The sequence below is a fragment of the Corynebacterium macclintockiae genome, from assembly GCF_027570165.1.
Taxonomy (GTDB): Bacteria; Actinomycetota; Actinomycetes; order Mycobacteriales; family Mycobacteriaceae; genus Corynebacterium; species Corynebacterium macclintockiae.
On record NZ_JAKMUV010000001.1, the window covers coordinates 133,155 to 146,876 of the forward strand.

Here is a 13,722-nt window from a genome sequence, read left to right on the forward strand (position 1 = left end):
TTTTAAATTAACCCAAAGATTGCGGGAATCTTCCAGAAAGATTGCCACCTTCAAGTCCCACGATGCGACTGGTGGCGGGTGTAGCGCGGGGTGGCGTCGTAAAGAAAGAAAAGAAAGGAAAAACGAGCCTCGCAACCGGCTTCCGTAGCTAACCATAGCACCACACGCGCGACCATTACCTAACGGCTAGGCTGAAATGCATGAAGTCGACGATGCAGGAGATCCCACTTTCCGTAGCACGGATCCTGGAATACGGCGCCAGCGTTCACCGAAATACGACTGTGACCACGTATTTTGACGAAACCGCAGAGCAGACCAGCTTCCTGCACATCGGTATCCGGGCTGGGGCCATGGCCAACATGTTCACAGACGAGTTTGGCATTGGTCGCGGCGACCGAGTAGGCACCGTGCTGCCGAACTGCACAGAACATCTGGAAGTGATGCTCGCCGTAGCTTCGATGGGCGCGGTGTTTAACCCCATCAACCGGCACCTGATGGGCAAGCAGATCACCCACATCATCAACAAGGCAGCACCCAAGGTCCTGGTTATCGACGCGACATGTGGCGAACAGATCATCCCGCTGCTCGCCGACTGCCCGTGTGTCGAGGCAGTGCTGGTGATCGGCGCCGCCCAGGAAAATACGGACGCAGTGCAGAAGCTGGTGGACGAACACCTGGAGAACTTGCGCGTATTCAACCTGGAAACCTGCTTGGACGGACGCAGCGCCGACTTCGACTGGCCGGATCTGGAGGAGACCGCCCCGGCGGCAATCTGCTTTTCCACCGGGACCGAAGGCCCGCCGAAGGGTGTGGTCTACTCGCACCGCGCACTGTGGCTGCACTCCATGCAGCTCCGCGCCGCCGATAGCTTCAGCATCCGCAACGGCACCAGCTTCCTGTGCTGCGTGCCCATCTATCACGTACTGAGCTGGGGCGTGCCGCTGGCGGCTTTTATGGCCGGCGCACCCATCGTGTTCACCGGGCACAGCGCCGAACCAGAACACCTTGCCCACGTGATTGCCGATGCCATGCCGCGCCAGGCGCACGGTTCACCCGCCGTGTGGACTGGACTGCTGGTGCACTATGCCAAGCAGCATCCAAAAAAGATGAGCTTGCAGGAAATCTACGTCGGCGGCTCCCAGGTCTCCCCCGCCATGATCGACGCCTGGGAGGAACGCTTCGGCGTGGATATCATCCACGCCTGGGGAATGACAGAAACCGGGCCGGTCGGAACAGTTGCCCATCCGCCTGCAGGCGTGGCTGGCGCGGCGCGTGCGAAGTACCGCGAAAGCCAAGGGCGCTTCCACGCCGGCATGCGCTATCGCATCGTCGACGACAACGACAATGTGTTGGATACCAATGACCGCAACGAGGGCGAGCTCCAAGTCCGCGGCAACACTGTGACAGGCTCCTATTTTGAAGACGACGCCTCGCGCTTCACCCCCGACGGGTGGCTGCGCACCGGCGACATCGCGACCGTCAACAAGGATGGCTACCTAACGATTCACGACCGCAAGTCCGATATCATCCGCTCCGGCGGGGAATGGATTTATTCCGCGGCGCTGGAAAACTACTTGTTGGAACCAGCAGCCGTCATCGAAGCCGCCGTGATAGGCATCCCATCAGAAAAATGGGGGCAACGCCCACTGGCAGTGGTAGTTGTGGCCGAAGGAACCGCATGGACCGCGGAAACTGCACGGAAGCTGGCCGACGAGCTACGCGAGCGCGTGCCCGGTTGGATGGTGCCGGAGAACTGGACCTTCGTGGATCATATCGACAAGACCAGCGTGGATAAGTTCGACAAGAAGGACCTGCGCCAGCACTTCCGCGAGGGGAAGTTCGAGATCATCACGGTCTAGGATGCGCGCCTAGAGTGCGTGCAAGAGTTACTCCAGGCTGGTTGAGGGTAAAATCACTAGCTTTTACCAGGTGCCGCTCTAACTATTACCGGGCAAAGTAGAGTAGCGTTTTCCTGCATGACCGACGTAACTGTGCTGGCCCTCGGGCCACAATGGTTCGACCCAATTTATCTGCTTTCGGGTTCTGGCCCCTTCGGAGCGGCGATCCTGCCCGCCATTTTTGCGATTATCTTCATCGAATCCGGACTATTCTTCCCTTTCCTGCCCGGCGATTCCATGCTCTTCACCGCAGGCCTGCTCGCCAGCCAACCAGATGGCTTCGCACCACTGTGGCAGGTGCTGCTGATCACCCCGATCGCGGCGATCCTGGGTGACCAGGTGGGCTACTGGATAGGCCATCGTTTCCACCCCGCGCTACGCAACCGAAAGGACGGTCGATTCTTCAAGCAAGAGCACCTGCATCGATCCGAGGAGTTCTTCGCGAAGTACGGTTCGATCACAATCATCCTGTGCCGTTTCGTACCCTTCGTGCGCACCTATGCCCCGCTAGTAGCTGGAATGTCCGGCATGCGCTACCGCACGTTCATTGTCTTTAACGTCATCGGTGGCGTGCTATGGGCCAGCGGCATCGTCTACCTGGGATCGCTGCTCGGCGGTGTAGAGTTCGTGCGCAACAATATCGAGGCCATCTTCCTCGGTCTCGTCGCCTTCTCCGTCGTCCCGATGCTATTCGGAGTGATACAGAAAAGCCGGAGCCAGAAGAAGCAATCTTCCGCTCCGGCTAACGCCCAGGATTAGTTTCCGGCCTTATCCGGTCACATCCACCTCTACAGGCCCGGCGATCCCCAACTCCAGAACCTTCATCCCGCGCCCACGGGCTTCCTCGATCAACGACTCTTCCACCGGGTTGGTGCTAAGCACCATGATGGTCGGTCCCGCACCCGACAGGAACGCAGGGTAACCCAGGTTGCGCAGGCGGTTAACCCACTCTGCGGTCACCGGCAGGACCTCCGCGCGATAGGTCTGGTGCATGCGGTCGCGGGTGCCCTCCCACAGCAGCTCCGGGTCATCCCGCAGCGCGACAGTCATCACTGCCGTGCGGGAAACGTTGAAACGGGCATCCAGGTGGCTGATGTCGGATGGCAGGACGCGGCGAATTGCCTCCGTCGACGCGTGGAAATCCGGGATAAAGGCGGTGGCCTTGATGTCCGGGTGAACGTCGATGTGCCGGGCAAAGTAGTCCGGCGCGGACACTCCGTCGATCGGGACGTTGGTCCAAGAAACCACACCCGAACCCAGCACGGACGCACCGGCGTTGTCTGGGTGGCCTTCGAAGGTCGAGGCGATCTGCACCTGCGCCTTTTCGTCCAGGGTGAACCCGGCTAAGCCATTACCCGCAGCCACGCCCGCCGTCGCGGCTGCTGCGGAAGACCCCAGGCCACGGGACTGCGGGATGGAGTTCGTGCAGCTCACGCGCAGCCCCGGAACCGTCACGTCGGCTTCCTTCAGCGTCGCGCGCAGTGCCCGAACAACCAGGTGGCGCTCATCCAGCGGCACTTCGCCTTCGCCCTCGCCCGTGACCTCGACAACCAGGCCCGAATCGATGACCTCTGCAGTCACGTAGTCATACAAACCCAGCGCCAACCCCAGGGTGTCGAAACCCGGCCCCAGGTTCGCGGTCGAAGCGGGCACCTTGACGGTCGCCTTGCGCCCAACAGGTATTTCGACGCCCATTAGTTCAGCCCCAAAGCGTCTGCAACGGCGTGCGGATCTACGTCGGTGACGGTGGGATCCGGCATCTGCGACAGGGCGGTCGTCGGATCCTTCAGGCCGTGGCCGGTGACGGTGCAGACGATGCGCTGCCCGGCGGAAAGCTCACCGTTGGCGTGCGCATCCAGCAGGCCCGCGACGGAGGAGGCAGAGGCCGGCTCGACGAAAATACCCTCACGACCTGCGATCAGGCGGTAAGCCTCCAGGATTTGTTCGTCGGTCTGGGCGCGGAAGTCGCCACCGGATTCCTCCTTTGCGGCAACGGCCTGCTGCCAGGAAGCCGGGTTACCGATGCGGATCGCGGTGGCGATCGTCTCGGGATCCAGGACCGGCTCCCCCTTCACCAGCGGAGCAGCTCCGGCAGCCTGCACGCCCATCATGACTGGGCGGTGGGTGGACACGCCATCCTCGGCATACTCGGAGTAGCCCTTCCAATACGCCGTGATGTTGCCCGCGTTGCCGACTGGCAGGAAGTGAACATCGGGGGCGTCACCAAGACAATCCACAATCTCGAACGCGGCGGTCTTCTGTCCCTCAATGCGCATCGGGTTCACAGAGTTGACCAGGGCAATTTCCGGGAACTCGGTGGTGGTCTTACGCACCAGCTCGAGGCAGTCATCGAAGTTGCCGCGGATCTGAATGATCTGCGCGCCGTGCATGACGGCCTGCGCGAGCTTGCCCTGGGCGATCTTGCCCTCCGGGATAAGGACGGCGGACTTCAGACCAGCGCGGGCAGCATAGGCAGCCGCGGAGGCGGAGGTGTTACCGGTCGACGCACACATCAGAACCTTCTGGCCCTTGTGGTACGCGTCGGTCACAGCAACGGTCATGCCACGGTCTTTGAAGGAACCGGTGGGGTTGGCGCCCTCGATCTTCAGGTAAACATCGCAGCCGGTGAGCTCCGACAGGTGGTTCGCACGCAGCAGCGGGGTGCCGCCCTCGTTAAGAGTCACCGGCTCCCAGTCCTTCGCGAAAGGCATCCGCTCGCGGTACATGTTGATCAGGCCGGTCCAATGGTTCAGAACCTTGTTAGTCATTATTCCCTGTCGTTTCTTCCCAGTCGTTGGTTCTTTGTAGAAGCACTATTGTAGTGCTTCCCCGGCACGCTTAAACGCGCCTTCAGTTTTTAGCCCGCAGTTAGCCGACTACCGGGGTTAGCCTTCCATGCGGATGACGGAGTCGATGCGCTTCACAGCGTCGAGCTGCTTGAGCTTCTCTACCGTCTCCTCCAGGTCTTGTTCCTTCGCACTGTGGGTGATCACGACCAGGCGGGCACCGTCGTTCAACCCTTCTTGACGCACCGTCTTCAACGAAACACCCTGCTCAGAGAACACTGACGCAACCTCGGCCAGCACGCCCAGGCGATCATCCACCTGCATGTCGACGTGGTAGCGGGTGCGGATCTCCCCGAAGCTGGCAATGGGCAGAGAAGCGTAGGTGGACTCCCCTGGGCCACGGCCACCCAGGACGATGTTGCGGGCCACGGCCACCACATCGCCCAGCACGGCGGAGGCGGTTGGGCCGCCACCGGCACCGTTGCCGTAGAACATCAGGCGACCGGCGGACTCGGCCTCGACGAAGACTGCGTTATAGGACTCGGACACGCTGGACAGCGGGTGCGAAACAGGGATCAAGGCGGGGTACACGCGGGCGGAGACGGACTCCTTACCCTGCTCATCGACCAGGCGCTCACAGATGGCCAGCAACTTGATGGTGGAGTTTGCGGCCTTGGCTGCCTCGATGTCGGCGACAGTGATGTCGCGGATGCCCTCGGTGTGCACGTCCTCGCCAGAGACGCGAGTGTGGAAAGCCAGGGAAGCCAGGATGGCGGCCTTGCTGGCGGCGTCGAAGCCGTCGACGTCGGCAGATGGGTCGGCCTCGGCGTAGCCCAGCTCGGTGGCCTCTGCCAGCATCTCGTCGTAGCTGGCGCCTCGGCTATACATTGCGTCGAGGATGAAGTTGGTGGTGCCGTTGACGATGCCCATCACCTGGTTGACCTTGTCGCCAGCCAGGGAGCGGCGCAGCGGGCCGACCACTGGGATGGCTGCTGCGACGGCGGCCTCGAAGAACAGGTCCACACCGGACTCGTCGGCAGCAGCAGACAGCTCGTCAGCGTGGGCTGCGATGAGTGCCTTGTTGGCGGTAACCACGGACTTGCCGGAGCGCAGAGCAGCCAGGACGACCTCGCGCGGGTAGTCGATGCCACCGATAACCTCGATCACCAGATCGATGTCATCGCGCCTCACCAGGGAAAGCGCATCATCCGTCAGCTTGTCCTGATCCACGCCCGGGCGGGGCTTGGATAGGTTGCTGACGGCGATTCCTCGAACCTCCAGCGGGCCACCGATGCGGGCGGCGAATTCCTCGCTGCGCTCCTCCAGCAGACGCAGAACCTCCGCGCCGACGGTACCCATGCCCAGCAGAGCCACACCAACGGTCTGGCCAATTCCCTTGCCTGGCTTAAAATTCTGCTCGGTCATGTCGCTCCTTTGTGGGGTCTCGATGAGAGGATTGTCGATATCGTTTTCTTAGGTTATCGCACCAATCTACCCCGCGACTAGACAAAGCTGTCCATTACCCCTGTTTTAGCCCTTTAGCGGGGAGGTTACTCCTCCAAAGCCAACACGTCGTCAATGGTTTCGCGGCGAATCATCAACCGCGCTTCGCCATCCGCTACGCGCACCACCGGGGGTCGGGTCATCATGTTGTAACGGGAGGCCATCGCATAGCAGTAGGCGCCCGTCGCGCCGATCATCAGCAGGTCGCCGGGACGCACATCCTCTGGCACGAGCGCGTCGTTCACCAGCACGTCTCCCGACTCACAGTGCGAGCCCACGATGCGGGTCGGCAGCAGCTCACCAGCTACCTCGCGGTTTGCCACGCGGCAGTCGTATTCCGCCTGGTAGAGGGCGGGTCGAATGTTGTCGCTCATGCCACCGTCGACGGAAATGTATCGGCGGGAAATGCCATCGGCAACCTCGACGTCCTTCACCGTGCCGACACGGTACAACGTGATCATCGACGGACCGGCGATCGCACGGCCCGGCTCGACGTTAAGCGTCGGCTCGGGAACGCCGGCCGACTCTGCTGCCTTGCGCACCTTGCTCTTTAGTTCGGACGCCACCTCTTCCACGTCCAGAGCCTCCTGATCCGGCATGTAGGCGATACCGTAGCCACCACCGAGATCGAGGGTATCCAGCAACGTGGGGGCGTCCGAACCAACACCTTGAGACGGGTCAACAGCGTGCTCGTCCGTGAGCGTCGCGATGGAGTCCAGCAGCTGCTTCCACAGGCCCAGCAGGCGCTCGGCGGCCAGGGCGAAGCCGGCGGCCTCGAACACCTGGGAGCCGACGTGGCAGTGCAGGCCGCGCAGACGCACGCCGTCGGCGGTGTGGCATGCCATGGCCGCATGGTGAGCTGCACCGGAGGCCAGAGAGAAGCCGAACTTTTGGTCCTCGTGGCTGGTGGCGATGAACTCGTGGGTATCGACGTGCACACCGGGGGTCACGCGCACCAGCACATCCTGGGTCTTGCCGAGCTCGCCAGCAACGGTGGAGAGCGCCTCGATTTCCTGCAGCGAGTCGACGACGATCAGCTCCGCACCCTCGGAAACCGCCAGACGGAGGAACTCCGGAGACTTGTTATTTCCATGGACCGTGATGCGCTCGGCCGGGAATCCCGCGGCCAAAGCGACCTGCAGCTCGCCGAGGGACGCAACATCCAGGGACAGGCCCTCATCCATCACCCAGCGGGCAACCGTCTTCGACAGGAAAGCCTTGGAGGCGTAGTGCACAAAGTGCCCACCGCCGAAGGCCTTGGCCAGGCGACGACAACGAGTGCGGAAGTCCTCCTCGTCCATCACGAAGGCGGGAGTGCCGAAGGTCTCGGCGATCTCGGTCAGCGGCACGCCAGCGATGGTGACCTCACCCCGGTGCTCCCCTGCTGTCTCACGGCGAAGGGTCTGCGGGTAGACATGCGCGGGGATCGCATTGAACTCCGCGGCGTTAGCCGTGCGACGGCGCAAGGGTGTGGAGTTCAGGTGAGTCTCCGGATCCAAGGGAACCTCCTAGGTGAGTGTGGTGTGCAGGGGGCGGGGACGTGTGGGCGTCCCCAAAAAGCGACAGCTACATACGCTCCGGGGCGGTCACGCCCAACAGCTCCAGCGCGTTGGCCAGGGTCTGGCGGGCGGCGGCGGCCAGGGACAGGCGGGCGGCGAACAGAGCCTTGCTCTCCGCCACAGTCTGCTCGTCGTCACTGGGCTTCGGCAGGACCTGGCAGGCGTCATAGAAACGGTGGAAGGTGCCGGCCAGAGACTCGGCGTAGCGGGCAACGCGGTGAGGTTCGCGCAGCTCAGCCGCGGTCTTCACCACGGCCGGGAACTCGCCGAGGGTGCGGATCAGGTCGCCTTCGCGGTCGTGAGTCAGCAGGGATAGATCGGCACCCTCACGAGTGACGCCAAGGTCAGCGGCCTTGCGCCCCAGGGAACTCAGGCGAGCGTGCGCGTACTGGACGTAGAAGACCGGGTTGTCGTTGGACTGGGAGGCCCAGAGATCCATGTCGATATCCAGGGAGGAATCCACGGAGCTGCGGATCATGGCGTAGCGGGCAGCGTCCACGCCGATGGCCTCCACCAGGTCGTCCAGAGTGATGACGGTGCCGGCGCGCTTCGACATGCGCACAGCCTTACCGTCCTTGACTAGGTTCACCAGCTGGCCGATGAGAACCTCCACCTGCTCCGGGTCATAGCCCATAGCGGCTGCCGCCGCACGCAGGCGAGCAATGTAGCCGTGGTGATCCGCACCCAGCATGTAGATACACAGGTTGTGGCCACGGTCGAACTTGTCGGCCACGTAGGCGATGTCGCCGGCGATGTAGGCCGCGTTGCCGTCGGACTTGATGACCACGCGGTCTTTGTCGTCGCCGAAGTTGGTGGAGCGCAGCCACCAGGCACCGTCGGCCTCGTACAGATTGCCGTTGTCCTTGATCTTCTGGATCGCAGCCTCAACCGCGCCGGATTCGAACAGGGAATTTTCGTGGAAGTACACGTCGAACTCCGTGCCGAACTCCGCGAGGGTGCGCTTAATGTGAGCGAACATGAGCTCCACACCCTGGGAGCGGAACAGCTCCTGCGCCTCGTCCTCCCCGAGCTGCTGCCAGTCAGGGTTTGCCTCCACGATCTGGGAGGCGATGTCCTGGATGTAGTCGCCGCCGTAGCCATCCTCCGGGGTGGGCTCGCCCTTCGCGGCAGCCAGCAGGGAGCGGGCGAAGCGGTCGATCTGCGCACCGTGGTCGTTGAAGTAGTACTCGCGGGTTACCTTCGCCCCGCGGGCAGTGAGGACGCGTCCCAAGGAGTCGCCGACCGCTGCCCAGCGGGTACCACCCAGGTGGATCGGGCCGGTCGGGTTGGCGGAGACGAACTCCAGGTTGATGGCTGTGCCTGCGAACTCGTCGCCGTGGCCAAAGTCTGCACCGGCGGCAAGGATCTCCTCAACGATCTTGCCCTGGGCGGCGGCGGCCAGGCGAATATTAATGAAGCCCGGGCCGGCAACGGTGGCCTCGTCGATGCCCTCGTGGGCGCCGAGGGATTCCGCTAGCCAGGTGCCGAACTCGCGGGGGTTCGTGCCGGCCTTCTTGGCCACCTGCATGGCGATGTTCGTTGCGTAGTCGCCGTGCTCCGGGTTGCGCGGGCGCTCCACGGTGGCGCTTTCCGGCACCACGGAGGAATCCAGACCGTGGGCATCCAGGGTCGTGCGGGCAGTTTCGGTAATCAGTTCAGACAATTCAGCAGGAGTCACAGCATTAAACACTAGCAGTGAGGCTGGACGACTCACGCAGTGGCGGAGGTGATTAAACTACCGCCCCGGTGCAGTGCTAGACTTTCAACCCGTATTGACGTGAACGTGAAGTGAACCGCCGATACGCGCCTTCGTAGCTCAGGGGATAGAGCACTGGTTTCCGGTACCAGGGGTCGTGAGTTCGAATCTCGCCGAGGGCACCATTTTTTTACTGACGCTCACCACCGTCACGGCTGCGAAGCTCCAGCTTTCTTTACGCTGTCAATGCTTTGGAACTCCACGCCCGGAATCCGGGAGAATCGATCCTTGTCGCAGGTCAAAACGATGATCTGATTGTCCTTTCCCAGGGCGCCAAGCACCTTGTTCATGCTCTTAGCACGGTCAGTGTCGCTGAAGCCCAACACGTCATCCAGGAAGATCGGCACACCGTTGCCGTCGTGACCCACCAAGCGAGCAATAGCGAGCAACTGCAGGATCTCCACCTGCTCCTGCGCGCCACCGGAGAGCTGTTCCTTGTCCAAGCGCACGTTGCCGATAGCGCGGCTCGAAACCTGGAACTTCTCATCCACATCCAAATCAACGTCACTGCCAAAGACCATCCCGGAGAGCTTGTTCAAAGCCTTGCGGTAGGGCTCGGAGTACTTTTCCTGCATCCGCTTCCGCGATGCCTGAACCACCCGATGCAGTAACTCCGCCGCATCCGCCTGCCTACGCAACCTGGCAACTACTCCCCCGAGGCGCTTTACTTCCGCTTCTGCCTGTTCTTTCGCTTCTGCGGAACCGCGGGCCTGCCCCAGCTTCGCATTCAGGGCGGCAATGTCCACGCGGCACTCCTGCATCTGCTGGTTCAGCATGTTCACGCGGCTCTGGGCACCGTCGAGGCTCGCCTGCACGTCCGCCACGTCGCCTAGTTCGCCGACCTCCAGGCGCTTCGACTCCAGCTTCTCGCGGGCCGCAGCCACAGCCTGGGTGGCTTGCATGTGCTTCGCCTTCAAATCTTCGTCGGAGCAGCGTTCGCGGGCCGTGTTCAGGTCCTTCGTCACCACCTCCAGTTGCTGCTGCAGGTTTTCCACCTTGGCTTCGTGCTGGATTTTCCGCTCGATCGCATCGCTGCTCTGCAGGGAAAGCAGCCGTTCGTTGGCCTCATCACGGGCAAGGGTGGCCGATTCCAGGGCTGTGACCGCTGCCGCTTCGTCGACATTCTCGTCGGCCCCCACGTTGGCGTCACTACGCAGCACATCACAACGCTCCTGCAGCCTTTCAACTTCGGCGGTGAGGCTGCCGACCTGGCCGGTCAAATCGGACAGGGTGCGCTTGCCGAGGGTTGCCTTGAGGTTCGCGCGCAGGTCGCGCAGGTTTTCCTCTTCCTCGTTGCGCGCCCGTACTGCCTGCCCAAGCTCCTCGAGGACCTCCGCACGGGAGTCCTCTAGTCCGATGTGCTCGCGCCCAACCGCCGACAGCTCCGCGTTGACTTTCTGCAGAGCCTCGGCGACGTTCAGGTCGAGGTTGCTGGAATCTTGCGCCGGGGTCACCCGCACCTGGTATTCACCCAGACCGACGGTCCATTCGGCGGTGATCTTCTTATCCAGGCCACCTTCCTCCAGGGTGGTCTCGGCACCATCATCAACGACCGTGCCACCTGTCGGCCCAGTGATGTGCACGGAGGTCGCGCCCGCATCGCGGATCTTTATCTGCGCTTCCAGGTCCGTCATCGCCTCGCGGATCTTCTGCTCCGCCTTGGGGGTAGCCGGGTCGCGAGCCACTTTCTGCGCCAGCTCCGCGACCTGCGAGTCCAGCTTTACCGCACTGTCGCGCTCCTCCGTCAAGCCATCCAGGCGCTCCTGAACTTCCTCCGCACTCTTCAGCGCCGCGGCCAGCTTCGCCCGCTTATCGGCCAACACATACGCAGCGTGAGCACTATCGAAGGCCTTCTTCGCCTCGTCGCGCTCGGCATGTTGTTCATCTGCTTGTTTCTGGACGCCACGTAGCGCCTCCCTCGCATCCTTGAGCGACTGTTCTAGTTTCCCCAGCGCGGACTTCTGACTATCCCGGGCTTCGGTGGCCTCCTTCCACCGCCCGACCTGGCTGTCCTTGAGCTCCAGCTCGCTTTCCAAAGTGCGGAGAGTCTCCGCTACCTTCTTCGCAGCCTCCAATCGCTTGGCATATTCGTCGTATTCTTTCTGGGCCTCCGGCAGGTCAGCCTCCGCCGCCGCGCGCTGTGCCTGCTTGGATTCGATCGCGTAAATCGCTTCCTGCGCATTGTCGTAGTCACTCCGTGCCGTGGCCAGCGCCTCCTTTGCGCTGGCTAGATCCGCCTCAGCCGTGGCTAGCTCCCCTTTGGGATTTCGGTTGGCTCGGCGATCCTGTAGCTTCTTGTCCTCCTCGTCAATCAGGTGGACCAGAAGCTCAGCAGCGCCTTGGTCACCTTCGCTGATGCTGGCGCCCGTCCCCGCTGTGGCGTCACTAGCGTCGTCGCCGGCGCTGCGCAGGGCCGAGGAAAGGGAAGGGATGGCCGTGAAATCGAGGGCATCCAGGCGTTGCCCCTGGCTGACGAACAGAGCCTCTCGCAGCGCGGAATCGATGCTTTCGTTTAGCAGCTCGTTGAACTTCTCCATTGCTTGGTCGCCGGTGTAGTTGCGCACGGAGGGGCGCAGCACATCCAGCTGCATCTTCTTGCCCTCGAAGTCCTTGGTGTATTCCACCAGGTTCTCGCCCAGGCGCAGTCGCGCGGTGATCTTCGACTTACTACCACCACCCACGGGGAAGTAAATGCTGACTTTCTTGGAGCTCGTCGAGACCTTCCAATCGGAAAGCAGCAGTCCAAAGGCATTCATCAGGCTGGATTTTCCAGCCTCGTTACTGCCGTGGATAACGGTCACACCCGTTGCACTGGGGGCGAAGTGTGCAGATTCGATGCCCGCGAAGTTGCGGACGTCCAGGCTTTCCAGCACAAAGCTGGCCTTGGTCTGAGTGTTGGACGAAGCCTCGTTAGAAGTTGTCATTTCTTTGCCGTTCCTCTCCCCTAGTTACCCTTCTAGTTACCCTTTTCCGCGTGGTGCGCCAGACGTACCAACAGGCGCAGAGCGTCCTGCGCCTGTTGCGCCTGCTGCATCTGCTGGGGGTCTTGACTGTCGGACTCGGCCAAGCTCTTGAGTTCCTGCACTGCCTCGCCGATGAAGCCCTGGCTCAGTAGCCCTTCGGATAGCTCATCCTCGTCGGGGATGACGTGCACGTCCATCAGTCGTTCGCGCTCATACAGGGCCGCAAAGGTCGGCGCGATCTTCTCCAACTGCTCATCTAGGTACGCAGCATCGTGGACGGACAAAGTGCCCACCAGCGCGTACTTCACCACGGTGGTGCGCTTCGACTCAATTCCCCCCAGCCGCTCCAGGAACTCGTCGATATCAGCGGTCGAGTTCACTGTCGCGTTGAGCGCCTTGAACGCCCAGCGCCCAACTGGAACCTCCTCCACCTGCACCTGCGCTTGCTTTTCTGGTCGCGCCGGATCCACTGCAATCTCCACCACCAGGACGTTGCCGGAGTTCGACTCGCCCCGCCCGTCCTGCTCAACGAAGTCCGTGACCTCCTGCGCCCCGGAGTACCACACCCGCGCCTGCGTCGCGTCTGCGTCCAGCGGCATCGTCGAGTGCGTATCCCCTAGTGCCACATAGTCCACCTTTCGCTCGTGGCATGCCCGGGCAGCATTGTCCACGTCGATGCGGTCGAAATCGTCGATCTCACCGAAAGAGCTCACCCCGCCATGCCCAACCAGCACGCGGATCCCGGCCCCCTGCACCGGATCGAGACCACTCAATGCGGCCGCAACCAAGTCCTCGTCCGCGGTTTTTCCACGCAATGGGGCGCCGACGATCTCCAGGGCAGCTGCACCCTCTGCTCTACCACCACCGGACTTTGGCACCGCCACCGGCTCCGAATCCTTCAGCACGAAGACATTCGCCAGTTTGTCGAACTCCTTCCGGTGATACACACTCGCTGCATCCAGCGGATCGTGGTTTCCAGGCAGCAGAAATACGGGCACTGTCGAGCCCTTCAGCACGTCCATCGCACGCCCGTAAATCTCTGGTTTCAGCAAGTTATCGTCGAAAACGTCACCGGCCACCACGACGGCGTCACATTGCCTTTCCTCCGCGAGCTCCAGCAACGCCTCGATCGCCGTCAGCCGCGATTCGTCGAAGCGCGACTGCGCCTCCCCACTCAAAAAGTGGCGCTTCATCCCCAATTGCCAGTCCGACGTGTGCAGGATCCGCGCCCGATGCGCGGACGTTGCCGCCATTGCT

Annotated in this window: 9 protein-coding genes and 1 tRNA gene; 3 read left to right on the forward strand and 7 right to left on the reverse strand. The window is 62.3% G+C overall.

Features of this window, described 5'->3' with window-relative positions; genetic code table 11:
• Positions 1-200: 200 nt before the first annotated feature.
• Together L8U58_RS00550 and L8U58_RS00555 are read left to right on the forward strand one after the other, a co-directional pair.
• Positions 201-1,859 (forward strand): long-chain fatty-acid--CoA ligase, encoded by a 1,659-nt coding sequence (locus tag L8U58_RS00550; protein ID WP_269954452.1) that lies wholly within the window; start codon positions 201-203, stop codon positions 1,857-1,859.
• A 117-nt stretch (positions 1,860-1,976) separates the two neighbouring features.
• Positions 1,977-2,657, forward strand: a complete 681-nt coding sequence (locus L8U58_RS00555) for a DedA family protein (protein ID WP_269954453.1) — start codon at positions 1,977-1,979, stop codon at positions 2,655-2,657.
• Between the two features lie 9 nt (positions 2,658-2,666).
• Here the strand turns inward: L8U58_RS00555 and thrB are convergent, their stop codons facing one another.
• From thrB to argS, 5 genes are all read right to left on the reverse strand, one after another.
• Complete coding sequence (gene thrB, locus L8U58_RS00560) at positions 2,667-3,593, reverse strand: homoserine kinase (RefSeq protein ID WP_269954454.1); 927 nt, start codon at positions 3,591-3,593, stop codon at positions 2,667-2,669.
• Positions 3,593-4,666: a threonine synthase gene (thrC, locus tag L8U58_RS00565; protein ID WP_269954455.1), complete on the reverse strand. Its 1,074-nt coding sequence runs from the start codon at positions 4,664-4,666 to the stop codon at positions 3,593-3,595. Before thrC ends, thrB begins: the two co-directional genes overlap by 1 nt.
• Positions 4,667-4,783: 117 nt before the next feature.
• Positions 4,784-6,109, reverse strand: a complete 1,326-nt coding sequence (locus L8U58_RS00570) for a homoserine dehydrogenase (protein ID WP_269954456.1) — start codon at positions 6,107-6,109, stop codon at positions 4,784-4,786.
• Positions 6,110-6,234: 125 nt separating this feature from the next.
• The gene (gene lysA, locus L8U58_RS00575) at positions 6,235-7,686 is read right to left on the reverse strand and encodes a diaminopimelate decarboxylase (RefSeq protein WP_034970875.1); all 1,452 of its coding nucleotides are present in this window, start codon (positions 7,684-7,686) and stop codon (positions 6,235-6,237) included.
• A 67-nt stretch (positions 7,687-7,753) separates the two neighbouring features.
• On the reverse strand, positions 7,754-9,424 hold the full coding sequence (gene argS, locus L8U58_RS00580; RefSeq protein ID WP_034978399.1) for an arginine--tRNA ligase: 1,671 nt from the start codon (positions 9,422-9,424) through the stop codon (positions 7,754-7,756).
• Between the two features lie 127 nt (positions 9,425-9,551).
• Here argS and L8U58_RS00585 point away from each other — a divergent pair.
• A tRNA-Arg gene (locus L8U58_RS00585) sits at positions 9,552-9,627 on the forward strand.
• A gap of 24 nt (positions 9,628-9,651) precedes the next feature.
• On the opposite strand, the gene L8U58_RS00590 is transcribed toward L8U58_RS00585, so the two are convergent.
• Both L8U58_RS00590 and L8U58_RS00595 read right to left on the reverse strand, forming a co-directional pair.
• Positions 9,652-12,426 (reverse strand): AAA family ATPase, encoded by a 2,775-nt coding sequence (locus L8U58_RS00590; protein ID WP_269954457.1) that lies wholly within the window; start codon positions 12,424-12,426, stop codon positions 9,652-9,654.
• 32 nt (positions 12,427-12,458) lie between these two features.
• Positions 12,459-13,718: a metallophosphoesterase family protein gene (locus L8U58_RS00595; protein ID WP_274706406.1), complete on the reverse strand. Its 1,260-nt coding sequence runs from the start codon at positions 13,716-13,718 to the stop codon at positions 12,459-12,461.
• Positions 13,719-13,722 lie beyond the last annotated feature (4 nt).

Excerpts from the sequence above, each read along its gene's own strand:
- L8U58_RS00550 (WP_269954452.1), top strand. The coding sequence starts at position 201 with ATGAAGTCGACGATGCAGGAGATCCCACTTTCCGTAGCACGGATCCTG.
- L8U58_RS00555 (WP_269954453.1), top strand. The coding sequence starts at position 1,977 with ATGACCGACGTAACTGTGCTGGCCCTCGGGCCACAATGGTTCGACCCA.
- thrB (WP_269954454.1), bottom strand. The coding sequence starts at position 3,593 with ATGGGCGTCGAAATACCTGTTGGGCGCAAGGCGACCGTCAAGGTGCCC.
- thrC (WP_269954455.1), bottom strand. The coding sequence starts at position 4,666 with ATGACTAACAAGGTTCTGAACCATTGGACCGGCCTGATCAACATGTAC.
- L8U58_RS00570 (WP_269954456.1), bottom strand. The coding sequence starts at position 6,109 with ATGACCGAGCAGAATTTTAAGCCAGGCAAGGGAATTGGCCAGACCGTT.
- L8U58_RS00590 (WP_269954457.1), bottom strand. The coding sequence starts at position 12,426 with ATGACAACTTCTAACGAGGCTTCGTCCAACACTCAGACCAAGGCCAGC.
- L8U58_RS00595 (WP_274706406.1), bottom strand. The coding sequence starts at position 13,718 with ATGGCGGCAACGTCCGCGCATCGGGCGCGGATCCTGCACACGTCGGAC.